The sequence below is a fragment of the Roseovarius sp. EL26 genome, assembly GCF_900327775.1.
GTDB lineage: Bacteria > Pseudomonadota > Alphaproteobacteria > Rhodobacterales > Rhodobacteraceae > Roseovarius.
Genome location: NZ_OUMZ01000005.1, coordinates 503,623 through 519,479, shown reverse-complemented (window position 1 = coordinate 519,479; position 15,857 = coordinate 503,623). Strand labels below are relative to the sequence as shown.

At 52.3% G+C, this 15,857-nt stretch carries 14 protein-coding genes; 11 read left to right on the top strand and 3 right to left on the bottom strand.

Annotated elements, in window-relative coordinates; genetic code table 11:
* Positions 1–24 precede the first annotated feature (24 nt).
* A complete protein-coding gene (locus D9A02_RS04400; protein WP_120499748.1) occupies positions 25–2,136 on the bottom strand; it encodes a hypothetical protein in 2,112 nt (703 codons plus the stop codon).
* Positions 2,137–2,234: 98 nt separating this feature from the next.
* Positions 2,235–4,361 (bottom strand): hypothetical protein, encoded by a 2,127-nt coding sequence (locus D9A02_RS04395; RefSeq protein ID WP_162932962.1) that lies wholly within the window; start codon positions 4,359–4,361, stop codon positions 2,235–2,237.
* Between the two features lie 806 nt (positions 4,362–5,167).
* Between D9A02_RS04395 and D9A02_RS04390 the strand changes: the two genes are divergently transcribed.
* From D9A02_RS04390 to D9A02_RS04340, 11 genes are all read left to right on the top strand, one after another.
* On the top strand, positions 5,168–5,914 hold the full coding sequence (locus tag D9A02_RS04390) for a LuxR C-terminal-related transcriptional regulator (protein WP_254054543.1): 747 nt from the start codon (positions 5,168–5,170) through the stop codon (positions 5,912–5,914).
* Positions 5,911–6,411: a hypothetical protein gene (locus D9A02_RS04385; protein WP_120499746.1), complete on the top strand. Its 501-nt coding sequence runs from the start codon at positions 5,911–5,913 to the stop codon at positions 6,409–6,411. The genes D9A02_RS04390 and D9A02_RS04385 overlap by 4 nt, the downstream gene beginning before the upstream one ends.
* 382 nt (positions 6,412–6,793) lie before the next feature.
* Complete coding sequence (locus D9A02_RS04380) at positions 6,794–7,225, top strand: hypothetical protein (RefSeq protein ID WP_120499745.1); 432 nt, start codon at positions 6,794–6,796, stop codon at positions 7,223–7,225.
* Positions 7,222–7,872 (top strand): MotA/TolQ/ExbB proton channel family protein, encoded by a 651-nt coding sequence (locus tag D9A02_RS04375; RefSeq protein ID WP_120499744.1) that lies wholly within the window; start codon positions 7,222–7,224, stop codon positions 7,870–7,872. Before D9A02_RS04380 ends, D9A02_RS04375 begins: the two co-directional genes overlap by 4 nt.
* Positions 7,865–8,248 (top strand): biopolymer transporter ExbD, encoded by a 384-nt coding sequence (locus D9A02_RS04370; RefSeq protein ID WP_120499743.1) that lies wholly within the window; start codon positions 7,865–7,867, stop codon positions 8,246–8,248. Before D9A02_RS04375 ends, D9A02_RS04370 begins: the two co-directional genes overlap by 8 nt.
* A complete protein-coding gene (locus D9A02_RS04365) occupies positions 8,245–8,640 on the top strand; it encodes a biopolymer transporter ExbD (RefSeq protein WP_120499742.1) in 396 nt (131 codons plus the stop codon). Before D9A02_RS04370 ends, D9A02_RS04365 begins: the two co-directional genes overlap by 4 nt.
* Positions 8,637–9,449, top strand: a complete 813-nt coding sequence (locus tag D9A02_RS04360; protein WP_120499741.1) for a TonB family protein — start codon at positions 8,637–8,639, stop codon at positions 9,447–9,449. Before D9A02_RS04365 ends, D9A02_RS04360 begins: the two co-directional genes overlap by 4 nt.
* 165 nt (positions 9,450–9,614) lie before the next feature.
* Positions 9,615–10,664, top strand: a complete 1,050-nt coding sequence (locus D9A02_RS04355) for a hemin-degrading factor (protein WP_120499740.1) — start codon at positions 9,615–9,617, stop codon at positions 10,662–10,664.
* A gap of 56 nt (positions 10,665–10,720) precedes the next feature.
* Entirely contained in the window at positions 10,721–11,536 is an 816-nt protein-coding gene (locus D9A02_RS04350; RefSeq protein ID WP_254054542.1) for a hemin ABC transporter substrate-binding protein, read from the top strand.
* Positions 11,537–11,540: 4 nt separating this feature from the next.
* On the top strand, positions 11,541–12,614 hold the full coding sequence (locus D9A02_RS04345) for an iron ABC transporter permease (RefSeq protein WP_120499738.1): 1,074 nt from the start codon (positions 11,541–11,543) through the stop codon (positions 12,612–12,614).
* Positions 12,614–13,387, top strand: coding sequence for a heme ABC transporter ATP-binding protein (locus tag D9A02_RS04340; RefSeq protein ID WP_120499737.1), 774 nt, complete (start codon positions 12,614–12,616; stop codon positions 13,385–13,387). Before D9A02_RS04345 ends, D9A02_RS04340 begins: the two co-directional genes overlap by 1 nt.
* A gap of 115 nt (positions 13,388–13,502) precedes the next feature.
* Here D9A02_RS04340 and D9A02_RS04335 read toward each other — a convergent pair whose 3' ends face one another.
* Positions 13,503–15,560, bottom strand: coding sequence for a TonB-dependent hemoglobin/transferrin/lactoferrin family receptor (locus D9A02_RS04335; RefSeq protein ID WP_120499736.1), 2,058 nt, complete (start codon positions 15,558–15,560; stop codon positions 13,503–13,505).
* Positions 15,561–15,857: the final 297 nt, after the last annotated feature.

The following is a 15,857-nucleotide window of genomic DNA, read 5'->3' as shown; positions in this document are numbered from 1 at the left end:
TAAATACTCCACAATATGCGGCTATCAGGCCAGAAGCGTTTGCATAACGTCCATGCTACTGGACTCCATTTCTAGCGGTTGCACGACGATTTCTTCTGGAAGTTCGGGCTGTGCATCAATCATGCTATTGGCCAAAAAGGCCGCAACCGCCTCGGACGACAGTTCTGCCATTGCAACACCGTTTTCAACGGCGGTGGCTGCGTCATCAATCAGGCCCGCCTGATGGATCAACGCATCACTATACACTTCTCCCGCGGCCATGACGGTGGAATCTATCCCATCATCATGAATAGTAGCCGCATTCAGCAAGGCATTCTCGCCGGTAGCGACAGTCACATGATCTGTCGCATCGGCAACAAATTCATCCAACGCCAGATACACCTGATCAGCATCGCCAACATAATTATGCTGCTCGATTGCGTTGAATTCGACCAGGTCGCCTTCGATGTACAGAACCGATAGGGTCTCCAACCCCTCAAACACCTCATCCGTTGCTAAAGCCGTGGAAACCGTTTCGGCTCCATCAGCCAATGCTTCGGCATCGGCCATCATTTCGTTGGACATCTCAACGACCGTATCGATCCCAGTATGTTCAATTGACGCGCTGTTTTGCAGATAATTTCCGCCAGTATCAATCGCGTCAGCAGCCCAGGTTGAACCGGTGATTGTGTCACTATCGAGCAAGACATTGATCTGTTCGATCATGTTAATCGTAATCATGCTGCCGCCAACAATGATCAGGTCATAATGAAAGCCCAATTCGACCATGGTGGTGAAATTGGATAAGATATTCTCTCCCATCCCGATCTGGGTGTTGTATCCTGAAAATTCGATCTCGGCGCGATCATGATCTGTCGCAAAAATGTGCTGCTGCACCCAGTTCATCGCAACCACGTCGCCTTCGACACGCGCAACATTCCAGTATGATGGGAAAACAAGCGGCTCTGAATCTTCAACATCATCGATATCCGCTTCATCAATGTCCGCTTCAGCATCAGCATCTGTGTCGTCATCGCTTGCCAACATGGTGACGTTTTGCTCGTCGGATTCTTCCTCCGTTTGCTCTGCTTCCACCGGCTCTGTCGATGCGGCGATAATCTGCGCGGCATTCAGCGCCCAAGAAGCAGTGACAGCACCGCCCCCACCGCCAATATCATGCTCGGATAAAATGTTGATCTGGCTGATTATGTCCAGCTGAACCACATCCCCCATGACACCGATCACCCCTGCATCCACCCAGTTTGAATAAACAAAGGTTTCATTCACTGACAGGTTCTCACCCGTTTCTACGTGATGCCCCTCTTCTATTTCATAGGGGTTGGCATGATCTTCATGGCCCGGAGGTCCATCGTAGGGAACGTCGTCAGCGTCGTCCTCATCCTTTTGCAATGCAACAGGCATGTTTTCTAAAAAGTCGGGCATATCCTCGGCCTGCACACCGTTGATATAAATCCCTGTTGCACTTTCACCGTGGTGAACAGTGGCATAGGCATCCTCTTCATCCGTTGAATACTCGATGTCCTGCGCCGCCTCGATGATATTCATCAACGCTTCGGTCGCAGGTAAATGACCTGCGACCATTACTTCGGACAGACCCAACGATAAGGATTCCGCAAGTTCCGTGAGCTGGGAGGAATACACTGATGGATCTGCAAAATCGTAATCATGGTAGAAACTCAGAAAATCATCATCCGTCAAATACAAAACCTGTACTGTGACGGTCATGATCGAATTGGGTAGTGGTACCAACACTTGTGGCTCCATCGTACCGCTGATCTGCAAGATACGTCCGCCGCCACCGCTTCCGCCGCCTGACGCGGGGGGAATATAGGGTTCTGGAACATCCTCAAAGCTGAATGCGGTGTTCTCGTAGGGTAGCGCCAAGGGATTTTCCAGCAGCCCATCTGATGCGACGATCATTTCGGGTGGAAGCTTCACCTTCGTGTCCACCTCATGCTTTTTCAGCTTGTAAGGCGCGTTGAGTGTAATTTTGATCTCAGGATGATCTTCCGGTTTGTTCTCTTCGTGCTCGACGCGGAAGGCATCATACCAATCCCGCATTCGTCCTGCTTCGACATCAACATGAAAAAGTCCGATAAAATGAGTAATGGCATCTGTGGTGCGATCAAGTGGCATTTTTAGCGCCCTTTGTTGTCAACATCCGCGTGCTTTCGGAATAATTAAATCAATAATAGAAAGGGTCGGTTTCCCGACCCTTTCCGGTTTCAAATATCTCAACTAAGGTCGTCGTCACCGACCACGCTTGAGTTCAGGTTGCCGCCAACCACAGTCATATCGACTGAGTTGCCAAGCACGTTGGCCCCCATGACGATATTCTGGTTGAAGGCAGTCAGATCGACTGCAGCCGCTGCAGAAGCAAAGGACTCGCCGGAGACATATCCATCGTCACCATTGCCTGAGCCCCAGGATCCGCCAGTGCCACCGGCACCACCGTCACCGTTTGTGGCATAACCACCAGCACCGCCCATAGCGTCACCAACCATGGTGTCACCGATAGAGCCAGCGCCACCAGTTGAGCCGCCGCTTGCACCACCAAATGAGGTATTTGTTCCGCCGTCACCGGTATCACCGATCGCAGAATGTGCACTTGCAGTACCTACGTTGGACGATGTGGCATCATCATCTGAATCCGCGTCACCACCGTATCCAGCGATTGCTTCGGCCATGCTGTCAGCAGTGCCTGCAACATCATGTGTCGCCATGATGTCATTGCCACCACCGTCACCACCATCAGAGTCAGCATCTGCACTACCATGCGCATTGGCATTTGAGGCCGCATCGGCAGCATTCGAGCCTGCGCCACCTGTGCCGGTTCCTGTACCTGTACCGGTACCATCACCTGCAACATCATTGGTTGATGCATTGTCGCCCGCGTCGCCGCCGGTTCCGGTGCCAGTACCCATTCCGGTACCTGTACCTGTGCCGTCACCTGAGGTGCCGTTGCCATTGCCACCGTCACCGCCAGTTGCAGTCCCAGTCCCGGTGCCAGCTGCATCCGCTGCTGAATCTGCAGCAGAGTCCGCATCACCACCTTCGGCATTTGCAATCGCGCCATTCAGCAGACCAAGGCCCGCCCCGGCAAGTGCACCTGCTGAACCGCCGCCTGCGCCGCTACCAGCAAGGCTTCCTGCGGCGCCTAGGCCTTGACCATCGGCATCTCCTTCACCGCCGTCGCCGCCTTCACCGGACGCACCAGTTGCGCCGATGCCTGCACCCAAACCAGCGCCAAGGCCACCGCCATCGCCACCATCAGCATCTGATTGTGCGTTTGACAGACCAGCCGGGCCAACACCCAAGCCGCCACCAAGACCAGCAGCATCACCGCCGGTTGCGTCCCCATTTTCGGCATTTGCACCCGAGGCTGCACCCGTCAGATTACCGGCAAGTGCACCAGAATGACCACCATCGCCAGCAGTACCTTGCGTACCGCTCACATTGGCGCTGACGTTGACATTGGTACTGTCTGTATCAGCATCACCACCATCGCCACCATCGGTGTCGCTATCGGTTTCTGCGCTTGAACTACCGTGTTCGAATGCTGCGGTGATTGCTGCAGCATCACCGCCATCGCCACCATAACCATCGGCATCACCACCGTCGCCAGAATCAGCATCTCCACCACCGGCGTAACCGCCTGCGGCCAGACCACCGTGTGCGCTTCCGCCATCAGCATAGGCGTGACCACCACCAGACGCTCCGTCATTGTCAACTTCAATGCCATCATCCGATGTCGCGGTTCCGCCTGTTGCGTAGCCATTAAAGTTAAACTCGGCGTCATTAGATACATTTGGATTATACAGCTTGTCGTTATCGACCAGATTTGATGACTGTGTATTCATCACACCTGTTTGCGTGCCGCTTGTCGTCCAATCGTTGAGGGCATCATCAATCCCCAGATCGTTGCCTGGATCCATATCGCCATCAGCGCCATAAACATCACCCTTGATGATGGAATGATCGATGTCGTTGATATCGTCATCACGTGGGATCCATTCCCCACCGCCAAAATCGATGTTGATGTTGTTGGTGTTGCTATCGTCACCACCATTTTGGTTGTGTTGTTGCTGTTGTTGCTTCTGACCTTGCTTTTGGCCTTGATCCTGACCTTGGCCCTGATCGTTTGAAGATGTGTTTTCGTTAGATGCGTGCGCACCTGCCAAAGCACCGGCAATCGCGCCAGCATCAGCATCAGCATTGGCCTCTTGGTCCTGCTGTTGCTTTTGTTGATCAACGTCTATTTCGGCTTCTCTCACGTACACGTGATTGTCGATATCGGCATCAATATGGTCGACCTTAATATCGTCGAACATTACGTTTTGATTTGAACGTTTACCTGACATAATGGAATATCCTTAATATGGCATCATTTCTCACCGTCAGTCATTTCAAAGACGGTACTTGATAGATGCGATTTCAATTGATTGTCGGCCGTCACAAGCGGGAAAATCCGCTCAAACCACTGGCCGCAGTGGTCTTGCCACAACGCCTTACCCCCTTCAATTTCATCGAAATCTCAGATTTGAGCAGCACAAAAAGATACTTGCGTGCTGAATTTGGCAGCGACTGATAAAGGGAACTGATTACAGAATTTTAAAACTGGAAATGTACTGGGAAAATCTAAAGTACTGACAAATCGGATTGCGAATGTTTCGTTAAAATATGCTTATTAAAATACGACTCCGAAAAACTGAGCCGTGTCCAAAGGTGACACGATGTGCGTGACTGAAAAAGCTGGCCAAAGTGTTAACAAGCCTGAAAAATGGCACATCTCAACTCACAAACGCGACGTCATCCCATTGTAATATTAAGATTTATCAAACTTAAATTAATTTGCATGAAATACCTATTTTCCAGTTTCGCCCTGGTGTTTTCAGCTAAACTTACAGAATTAAAGTTAATATTAATCGTTTTTGCATTAACCATTATTCAACCGGGAATTCGAAGATTCGAGCCAGATTAAGTAATTGTTTTAAAATTATAATTTCAAAAAAACATTGCAATCAAGACGAAATTCTGACGGAACTTTCACGGCAGTTTGATTAGTAATTCAACCCGAATCGGAGTATATTATTAATAGAGGTGGGGGCCTCTCGTAAAATTTATTACGAATTCCGTGAAACTTACTTATTTTATTTAGGTCAATTAAATGATTGAGTCGAAAGACATATTCTCACCCGAGATGGGGGAGTCCGAAACAGATGCCGTAGTCTTTATCGGCAACTCGTGCGACTTTCCCAATACTTTGCTGCGAATTGTACAGGCCGAATTTCAAGGCATGAGTGCATTTCGCATCAACAGCTTTGACAGCCCCAAAACCTATGCCGACAACATCACGCCCAGATTGCTGATTGTCGACGAGAAGCTAACTGAACAACTTGCTATGCAATATGCCGAAGTGCAGAAACGCTTTGACGAGGCGAAAATCGTCCTCGCCTATCGCAAGGTCGAACACGCCCGTGGCATTTTTTCCATGCAGCAAACTCAGGGCAAATTCTCCGACATGCGCTTTATACCATCCAACGCCCCGGTCATGGGCTGGATCTCGATGGTTCGATTGCTCTTGGATGGAGGATACATGGTTCCAGGCGATCTGCTTGCGCCCTCTTCCGTGGATCAAAGCTGCATCGCGCCCATGCCGACCGCAGCGCCACAGCCAGTGCCACAACCAGATCAAGACAAGGCGCTTACTCCACGTGAAAACGAAGTCTTGGAATTGGTAGCCCATGGGCACCGTAACAAGAACATCGCAAACCACCTCAAAGTTTCAGAGCATACCGTCAAACTACACATCCATCACATCTTTGCAAAGATTGGCGTAAATAACAGAACTGCCGCTACCAATTGGTTTTTGGCCCAAAGTCAAACCAGAGACATCGACAGTCCCAGAACATGATCACACCCGCATCAGAACCATCGTTTGACGATGCTTTACTGCTGATCGGTCGCCTTAACTATGCATGGACCAATACAGAAAGCGTATTGGTCCATCTGATTGCAGGTCTCACGAAAACAGACAAGCAGACCGCCACGATCATATTTTTGACCCTTAACACCATGCGGGCACGGGTTGATCTGGTTGAACGGATGGCCAAGCTTGATCCGACACCGGCAGAACATCGCAAACGCATTTTGGCCGCGACAAAGAAACTTGTGCAACTGTCAGCCGTGCGCAATCGCTACAACCACTCCATTTATGCCTTTGATCCCGAAAGTGGTCACGCCCGCACAATTTTGATGCGTATCGCTGACCGCAAGGATGAAATTAAGATTGGCCAAAGTAGCGATCTTGATTCCGCTGCGATGGATTCCATCCGCAAAGTGATCGAAGATCTCACCCTTTTAAACCGAGAGTACTGGGCCATTATCAAAGAATATGGCTACCCCAGTTGACTATGAATGAAAGGTGATACGACCATATAACAGGCATTCTCAACCCGGCATAAGCCGCTTAGTGTCCACCAAATCACAATAACATAGTTTTTCAATCAACTATTGTAATATTAGCAAATTTGTATACCAAGCGTTTCGACACACCCCAGCAAGCCGCTCAGGTTCCGCCAGGTTCGAACACTAAGAACACTGCATAGCGGAACTTTGGGATGCCTCTTGACCAAGACCTCATTTTCTCAGTCTCGACCTTAACTCTGCCCTGCGTTTGTGCGTTTGCGTCAGGCACCACTGTTGATCTGGGCGTAGTTGTTCAGAAAGGCAGGCGTCAGACATCATTCCTCGCTGCCCAAGCCCACCATGCGTCAATCTATAGAGTCATGATATGAAGACCGCTCCAGTTTTTGCTTGCTTGACTAGCCTTGTACTTGGCGCAAGTCTTGCGCAAGCACAGGACACTGTGGCCACTCCCGGCATCGCGATCGAGTTGAATGCCGTCCAAACTCAGGACAACAGTTGTCGGCTGTCATTCGTGGTTCAAAACACTCATGCCGCTGAGATCAGCAACGCCGTCTATGAAACCGTCTTGTTTGACGCCACCGGTCAGGTCGAACGGATGACACTATTAGATTTTGGAACACTTCCCCCCGCACGCCCTCGTGTCCGGCAATTCGTATTATCGGGCGTGAGCTGTGACGACCTGAGCCAAATACTGATCAATGGGGCACATGCTTGTGTGGCAGCGGGGTTAGAGAAAACCGCCTGCACACAAGACATCAAATTGACCACACGCACAAATATCGAGGTAACAGGATGACCGACCTTATAAATGCCCTCAGACAGGTGGCGGACATCGGCGGGCCGGTTGTGATGATTTTGATGGGGGTATCAGTCATCACACTGGCAACCGTTCTGTTCAAACTCTGGCAGTTCGCAGTGGCTGGTGTGGCCCGGCACAAGGCGCTGTCTGACGCGGTTACCGCGTGGGATTTGGGTGACCGTTCTGGTGCCCGGGCACATCTGGCGCGCTCCAAAAGCTATCTCGCGCCAGTGATCAAGATGGCATTTGAAGGTCAACCCAGTGATGCTCACCGTCTCCAGGCCGAAGTCGAGAGCCGCTTTGCCCGACTGGAAACCGGGTTTCGCTTTCTTGATTCCGTCGCACAATTGGCCCCGCTTTTGGGATTGTTTGGCACGGTCCTGGGCATGATCGAAGCCTTTCAAGCCCTGCAAGTCGCAGGGTCACAGGTTGATCCGTCTATTCTGGCAGGTGGCATCTGGGTGGCACTTTTAACAACGGCGGTTGGTCTAGTGGTGGCAATGCCAACCGCATTAGTCCTGAGCTGGTTTGAGGGGCGCATGGATGCAGAACGCATCACTGGCGAACGCGCCTTACAAACCGTTTTGCACCCACAGGGCATGGCCGCCACTCAGGCCTCAGACGGCATGCTGGCTCATGCGTAGACGTCTGCAACGACGGCGGCTATCTCTGACATCCCTGATTGATGTCATTTTTCTGCTGTTGCTGTTCTTCATGCTGACATCAACCTTTTCCAAGTTTTCCGAAGTTGATCTGACAACGGCGACCAGTGGGGTAAATACGTTGTCAAAGCATCGCCCCATTTTCCTGAAACTTGGGCAAGACGCGTTGAGTTTGAATGGTCATGTGGCCACATTAAACGCCTTGCCAGAAGCCTTGGCAGCACAACGCACGGACAGCACTAAAACCACTCTGGTGGTTAGCCTATCAGAGCAAGTTCCCGCCCAAAGGTTGGTCGATCTGTTGGTGGTCCTGCGCGGCATCACAGATCTGAACTACACAGTCTTGGGGGGAGTATGATTAAGCAGCATCGCAAACCCACCCGCGAACCGACGATTGCATTGATCAATATCGTTTTCTTGATGTTGGTGTTTTTCATGGTGGCCGGCACACTTTCTCAGCCGCTCAACAAAGATCTAAAGCTGGCTCAAACTGACGAGTTAGATGGGCGCGCGCCTCCGGATACACTAGTTGTGCATTCTGATGGTCGCATGATGTACCGCGGAAAGGTCGTCGAAAATGCCGCTGCCTTCTTGGCGCTAAAGGATATTGAGGGCAATGAAGAGCGTCCGACTGTCCGTATTGTACCAGACAGAGAATTGAATTCGCATGTCTTGCTTACTCTCGCGAAAGACCTGCGTCAGGCTGGTGCCCAGCGCATTGTTCTGGTGACCGAAAGGGGCCTGCAATGAGCTCGCGATTGCCCCTGATAAAACTGTCCGTGCTAGGGATTGCCATAGCAGTACACGCCTATGCCGTTTGGTACTATTACACACCTGAACAGGTTGAAATCACGGGATCAACTGCCGACGCAGAAGCGCGGCTGGGATCGTCCTTTACTGATCTGGTCACAGGTGTGGAAACCGCCGCCGAGGTGATAGAAACGGTTGAACCGGTCGAACCCACAGTGGTTGAGCCGTCCCAACCTGAAACCATTGAAGTGCGACCGGAAACACCGGACATCTCCCCTGATGCCACCTCACTGGTACCGATTGCCCAGCCCGTGTCAGCGGATCAAACCGCAGATCTTTTGCAACCGATCAAGGAGCAGTCGACCAAGACCCGCCCCAAGAAAAAGGTCAAGCAGAGCGAACCTCACGCAAAACCTAAGCCGGAGACTAGAAAGTCCTCTAAAGGCAACGCCAATAAAAACGCGAACGCAGGTGGTGCCTCCTCCAGCAAGACAGCACAATCTAATGGCGGGGCAGCCACCAGACCAAAGGGCGGCAAGGCAGGAAATGCAGCAGCCAGTAATTACCCCGGCAAGGTAATGAAAAAGATCTCGCGGGTATCCCGACCTCGGGTGGGACACAAAGGCGCGGCAGTGCTTTCTTTCAAGATCGCTACGAACGGCAGCATTGGGACACTTTCCATCGCCAGCAGTTCTGGCTCTCAGAAACTTGACAAAGCAGCACTTGCCGTGCTGCGTCGTGCGGCCCCCTTCCCGCGTCCTCCCGCAGGCGCCAGAACATCTTTTACAATCAAAATTGAGGGTCGATGAAGATGCGTTGCATTCTAAATTCCGCGCGACATTGTCTCTTGCAGCCCCAACTCAAATCAGACTATTATAGTCAGAAATAAGACGTGCTGAACGCCCGTCAGCTACGCCCGGTCTTTGCCGTTAGCCAGCCACATCTTAGACATTCAATATGTGAAAGAGACTGGCATGACCGAACTGCATCCAGAACAAATCCTTGCGGCGCAGGCTGAAAACCCAAAAATGCGCGAACGCGATCTAGCAGATAAGCTGAACATCCGTGAGGCACAGTTGGTCGCTGCACACATCGGTGTCGGAGGTCTACGTATCGACGCACACCCTGATACCATTATGGATGCCGCCCAGAAGCTGGGCGAAGTCATGGCTCTGACCCGCAATGAAAGCTGCGTCAGTGAAGTGGTTGGAACCTACGGGAACTATCACTCAGGCGCGCATGCCTCGATGATCTTGATGGATGAGATTGATATGCGGATGTTTCCGGCACAGTGGAGACATGCCTTCATGGTTGAAAAAGAAACGGATAATGGTTTGCGCAAAAGCCTGCAGGTGTTTGATGCAGCCGGCGATGCCGTGCATAAGATATACTTGCGCGACACATCTGATCATGCGGCTTGGGACATGCTCAAGCAGACCCTCGCGGTTGAGGATCAATCACAAACACTGATCATTGAACCGCGCGCGGAAAAGGAGCCTGCCAAATCCAACCTCGCGAAGCTCGATGTTCTACGCGATGAATGGGCGCGCATGACAGACACCCATCAGTTCATGCGTCTGACCTCTAAACTAAAAATGAACCGCCTCGGGGCCAACCGGATCGTCGGTGAACCCTTTGCACGTCAGGTCGAAGCTGAGGCCGTCAACAGTGCCTTGCAAACCTTGGCGCAGGACGGAACCGAGGTGATGATTTTTGTGGGCAACCGCGGATGCATTCAAATTCATTCTGGCCCGCTCAAAACTCTGAAAACCATGGGCCCGTGGCAAAATGTTCTCGACCCACGCTTCAATCTGCATCTGCGCCTTGATCACATCGCCGAGGTTTGGGTGATCGATAAACCGACACAACGCGGACCCGCCGCATCGCTGGAAGCTTTTGACCAAGATGGTGGGTTAATATTGCAAATCTTCGGGATAGGAAAAGAAGGTCGCGACAGCCGCCCAGCCTGGCGCGAACTGCTTGCACATTTACCATCCCTCAACCTACCAGAGGTCGTGTCGTGAGAACTTCCAGCCTCAAAGTTTTGCTTCGTTCGTTCCTAACTTTCGGCGCAGTAGCTGTGCATACCCTTGTTGCGCAAGCCGATGAAACAACTGCACCGCGTGTGGTCAGCATTGGGGGTGCGGTGACAGAAATTGTCTTTGCCCTTGGCAAGGACGACACGCTGGTCGCCAGAGATACAACCTCGGTTTATCCAGCGCAGGCAACCCACTTGCCAGATGTGGGATATATGCGAGCCCTCGCAGCAGAGGGTGTGTTGTCCGTTGGGCCCACGCTGATCCTCAGCGATATTGGTGCCGGCCCGCCAGAAACGTTGACCGTTTTGAAAGACGCTGATGTCTCGCTAATTATGGTGCCCGAAGCCCGCGATGGCGCTGGAATCGCTAAAAATATTCGCCATATTGGCGCTACACTAGGTGCATCCCAACAGGCTGAAACATTGGCAAATCGAGTTCAGCAAGACCTTGAAACATCGCATCAACAGGCCCTGCAAAAGGCTGGCACATCACGTAAAAAAGTCCTATTCGTGCTAAGCGCGCAGGGCGGCCGCATCATGGCCGCGGGTCAGGACACTGCGGCGCAGGCGATGATTGATCTGGCAGGCGGTATCAACGCGGTGCAAGCGTTCGAAGGCTACAAGCCAATGACGGATGAGGCCATTACTCTTGCGGCTCCCGATGTCATCCTGATGATGGATCGTGGCGGCTCACATGATATTACGGATGAAGATCTGTTTGCCCTACCAGCTTTGCAATCGACGCCTGCGGCGCAGAACAAAACCGTTCTGCGCATGAATGGGTTGTACCTTCTGGGTTTTGGCCCACGGACGGCAGATGCGGTCGCAGATTTAAGCGCTGCCCTATACGGCGAATAAGCCGATGGTCGCAATAAGCGAGACCACCACGACTTCAACTCCGATAGATCGGCGTGTGTTTGCCCGCCACCTGCATGTTTGGCTGGGCCTCTTACTAGCGGCATCCATTCTGGCCAGCATTGCAATTGGTGCCGCGCATATCTCGCTCTGGTCTGCTTTGTCAGGCTTGCTCAAGGGTGAGACGTTACCAGCGGCCACTAAGATTGTCCTTTGGGACATTCGCCTGCCACGCACCATCATGGGCTTTTTGATCGGCGCAACGTTGGCTGTCAGTGGTGCGTTACTGCAAGGGCTATTTCGCAATCCCTTAGCCGATCCAAGCATCGTCGGCGTCAGCACCGGTGCCAGTCTGGGGGCGATCACGGCCATCGTTTTGGGCGGGGCTTTGCCTGCGGCGATAGCCAGCCAGATCGGCGCGTATCTGGTACCTGCAGCGGCTTTTCTGGGCAGCTGGATCGCAGTCATAGTACTCTATCATCTGGCCACCCGTGGCAGCCGAACCTCAGTTGCCACCATGTTGCTGGCAGGTATCGCCTTAACGGCCCTTGCCGGGGCCCTGTCTGGGTTAATGATTTTCTGGGCAGATGATCAGCAACTGCGCGACCTAACGTTCTGGCAGCTAGGGTCACTTGGCGGTGCCACATGGTCCAAAGTCGGCATAACTATACCAATCATCGCACTGGCACTGGTCGCGGCCCTCCGGCTCGCCCCGTCCCTCAATTGTTTCGCATTGGGGGAAACCACGGCTCTGCATCTTGGAATTCCAGTTCAGCGGGTAAAACGAATGACAATTCTGACCGTCGCAGCAGGCACAGGCGCTGCTGTCGCCGCCTCAGGCGGGATTGGATTTATCGGCATTATCGTACCACATCTTTTACGACTGGCGACTGGACCGGACCACAAACCACTACTGATCAACGCAGCACTCTTGGGGGGCGCTTTATTGATCTGGGCCGATGTACTAGCACGGATCATACTGGCCCCTGCCGAACTGCCCATTGGGATCGTCACCGCGATCATGGGTGCACCAGTGTTTTTGTTCATTTTGATGCGCAACCGCCAAGGATTGGGACTGTAATGTTAAAGGCCCGACACATCGGTTTCTCATACCGTCACAAAACCGTTTTGAATGCGCTGAATTTCACTGCAAAACCCGGCGAAATCACAGCCATAGTTGGCCACAACGGATCCGGCAAAACGACATTAATGAAAGTTATTACCGGTGAAGAACAGGCCAAGGGCAATGTCACCTTGAATGGCATCCCCGTTGCGCCAGATATGGCCCGCCAATTGGCTACGGTACGTGGTGTTCTGGCGCAATCCACTCAACTAGCCTTTCCGTTCAAAGTAATCGAAATCTTGCGCATCGGGCTTTTAGCCGGGCCCTATGCACGCCGGGATGCGGTCATGATGCAGGCGCTTGAGGCCGTGGGCCTGTCAGGATTTGCCGATCGGTTTTATCACCAGTTATCCGGCGGCGAACAACAACGGGTGCAATTGGCCCGCGTGTTGTGTCAGGTCTGGCAGCCATTGCAAGATGGCGCCCCCTGCTGGCTGTTTCTGGATGAACCGGTCACCAGTCTCGATATAGGTCATCAGGTCGGGATCATGGAAATGGCGCGTAATTATGCGGATAATGGCGGCGGTGTGGTTACGGTCATGCACGATTTGAACCTGACTTACCGCTATGCCGATAACGTGGCACTGATGAAAAATGGCACGATACTTGCACAAGATGCCCCATCCGAGGTGTTTAACGATCATGCCCTGACTGAAGCCTACAGTCATCCTTTGCAAGTGTTGCATCCAGCGGGTCAAAGCAGCCCATATATCATGCCTGCTTTCTTGTAATTACTCTCATCAAACACATAGATTAAAAAACAGGGCGTTGTCTAAAAACGCCCTGTTTCAAGTCGATAATCGGTGACTTCCCTAGGCCTCCCTAAAAGGGCGCCTAGGGTTTGGATCAAAACGAATAAGCCGCTGAGATTTTGAAGGTCCGTCCTGCCTGCGACAGCCCATTGGGATAGATTTGGTATTCCCGGTCAAAGACGTTATCGACGCCGGCGCGGAAGACCGCATTCTCAAAGACGCCTTTTTCCGGTGCCCAACTGGCAAACAGATCCAGTAACTCATAGGACTCACCTGGGGTACTCCCATTCGGCACATCATCCTGTTTCGCCGCAAAAGTCGCCCGCGCACCCACGGCCCATTCAGATGTTGGACGGAAGCCCAACGTCGTAATCAACCGGTCTTGCGGGATTGAGCCCAGTTCCTGCCCGTTCGCGGCATCCCCGCGCGCCAGCGAATATGCCGCCCCGGCAAACCATAGGCCAGCATCATAATCCGCTTCGGCTTCAAAGCCCCAAAGCTGGGCGTCGATATTGCGAGTTGTCGTCGTGCCGCCCAAGACAAAACCAGTTCCGGGCACAAATGTTCCGGTCCCCCGATCGATGAACGTTACAACCTGATCGATGTAATCCTTCACGTCAGCGTAATAAACATTGGCCGCAAAGCTCAGCTTGTCACCGCTTGACCAGATTCCGTCCTTTTCGAAACGTGTGCCGATTTCGTATTGCGTGGAGCGTTCCTCTTTCAGGTTGGGATTCGGCACAAAGCTGTTCACACCGTTGAACACCGGCGCACCCGGAGGGCCCAGAGGAAACCCAGCCGTCGCGAAATGCGTGCCGTCGTTGTAAAGTTCGGTCAAAGACGGCGCGCGGAAAGCTTGAGCAACATTACCAAAAACCTGCCAGTTGCTGTTGGGTCGATAGTTGAAGCCAATCCGAGGGGAAAAGAAGTCTTTCTCCTGATCTGCCAGCGTAGGATCGTCTGCATCACGGTCATAGCGATCATAGCGCAAGCCGGTGATCAGATCGAATTGCGAACTCAACGCCAGTGTGGCCTCAGCAAAGACGCCGATCGTAGTCGCCTCTGCAGAGGGAAATTGCAGTCTGTCCGCGCCGTTACGCGTGCCATCCTGACTATCACGGATCAGCTCAAGACCGTAGACAAGGCCAATTGGAATGCCAGCTTCAAACTGCGACCGGTTGACCAACTCAAACCCGATCGTATCGTACTCGGTTTCGTCAGAACGACCGTCCGAAAATCGATCTTCCTCGATCTTAAGAAAGTTGCCATAGACCAAGGCTGACAAATCAACCAAGTCCGTACTTTCCGGGTTATAGTCCCACGACAGGCGCACAGTGGTGATATCTGCATCACGATCGACATCATTGGTACCAGTTGACGCCGCATTGGCATTCGGCGGCGTCGTGCCGTCATCCGCATATTGCGAAACACCCAACTCAATCCGATGTTCGCTTGTCGGTTCAATCCCCAGTTTGAACAACCCGTTCACCACATCGATTTGCGAGTTGCGGATATCATTGCCATTACCGCTTTTCAGATCAGAGCCATACTGCTGCACACCAAAGAAACCCAGCGCGTCAACTTTACCCCAGTCTCCGTAAACCGTAGCGGTACCATCCCAGATATCCCCGTTTGAGGAATAACCAGTTTTCAACCGTGCCCCAACAGTCTGTCCCGGTTTCAACAGGTCGGCCGCATCGCGTGTCTCAACCGAAATCACACCACCAAGCGCACCTGACCCATAGAGCGTAGAACCACCACCACGCACGACCTCAACGCGTTGCACAATATCGGGATCAACAAAGAACCGCCCTCGGTGTGCCTGATTGAAATTCAACCGGCCACCATCAAAGCGCAATACGATTTGATCGTCAGTAAAGCCGCGAATGTTGGGTTCTTGCGAGACGGCCCGCGGCCCCCCATCGATAGATACCCCCGGAATGTCTCCGAGCAGTTCTTCAAAGGTATCAGCCTGCTGGTTTTCCAGGTGGTCACGATCACGTACAGATGCGGCCACAGGTGTGTCCAATAGCGAACGCTCATCCCGTAAAGCGGACTCCAAATACAACGGAGGCAACTCAACCGGAACCTCCTGTGCGACCGCCCCACTGGCCAAAATTGTCATCGGGATTGTGATGTGCAGCTTTTTCATAATTGCCCCTCATTTGCATAGATATGCGGGGGCCTGCCCGTTAGGTGGGGCCGCAGTTGGCCTTGCGTTAATAATTCTTACTAAATTAGTAAAGTAATAAATTAGAATATTAACGACGAGCCAGCGGGTTCATTTGTCAATGTTACAGAAAAGACGCAACACATGTCGAATAGAGAGTACCATCACTGACAATCGCAAGAAAAACGTCCTTCCCATTTGAACTATTGCACTTCAGTTACATGGATATACGCGAATGTTATTGCTCAAAATCACGGAGCTGCATTCACAACCGGCACA

Excerpts from the sequence above, each read along its gene's own strand:
- D9A02_RS04400 (WP_120499748.1), bottom strand. The coding sequence starts at position 2,136 with ATGCCACTTGATCGCACCACAGATGCCATTACTCATTTTATCGGACTT.
- D9A02_RS04395 (WP_162932962.1), bottom strand. The coding sequence starts at position 4,361 with ATGTCAGGTAAACGTTCAAATCAAAACGTAATGTTCGACGATATTAAG.
- D9A02_RS04390 (WP_254054543.1), top strand. The coding sequence starts at position 5,168 with ATGATTGAGTCGAAAGACATATTCTCACCCGAGATGGGGGAGTCCGAA.
- D9A02_RS04385 (WP_120499746.1), top strand. The coding sequence starts at position 5,911 with ATGATCACACCCGCATCAGAACCATCGTTTGACGATGCTTTACTGCTG.
- D9A02_RS04380 (WP_120499745.1), top strand. The coding sequence starts at position 6,794 with ATGAAGACCGCTCCAGTTTTTGCTTGCTTGACTAGCCTTGTACTTGGC.
- D9A02_RS04375 (WP_120499744.1), top strand. The coding sequence starts at position 7,222 with ATGACCGACCTTATAAATGCCCTCAGACAGGTGGCGGACATCGGCGGG.
- D9A02_RS04370 (WP_120499743.1), top strand. The coding sequence starts at position 7,865 with ATGCGTAGACGTCTGCAACGACGGCGGCTATCTCTGACATCCCTGATT.
- D9A02_RS04365 (WP_120499742.1), top strand. The coding sequence starts at position 8,245 with ATGATTAAGCAGCATCGCAAACCCACCCGCGAACCGACGATTGCATTG.
- D9A02_RS04360 (WP_120499741.1), top strand. The coding sequence starts at position 8,637 with ATGAGCTCGCGATTGCCCCTGATAAAACTGTCCGTGCTAGGGATTGCC.
- D9A02_RS04355 (WP_120499740.1), top strand. The coding sequence starts at position 9,615 with ATGACCGAACTGCATCCAGAACAAATCCTTGCGGCGCAGGCTGAAAAC.
- D9A02_RS04345 (WP_120499738.1), top strand. The coding sequence starts at position 11,541 with ATGGTCGCAATAAGCGAGACCACCACGACTTCAACTCCGATAGATCGG.
- D9A02_RS04340 (WP_120499737.1), top strand. The coding sequence starts at position 12,614 with ATGTTAAAGGCCCGACACATCGGTTTCTCATACCGTCACAAAACCGTT.
- D9A02_RS04335 (WP_120499736.1), bottom strand. The coding sequence starts at position 15,560 with ATGAAAAAGCTGCACATCACAATCCCGATGACAATTTTGGCCAGTGGG.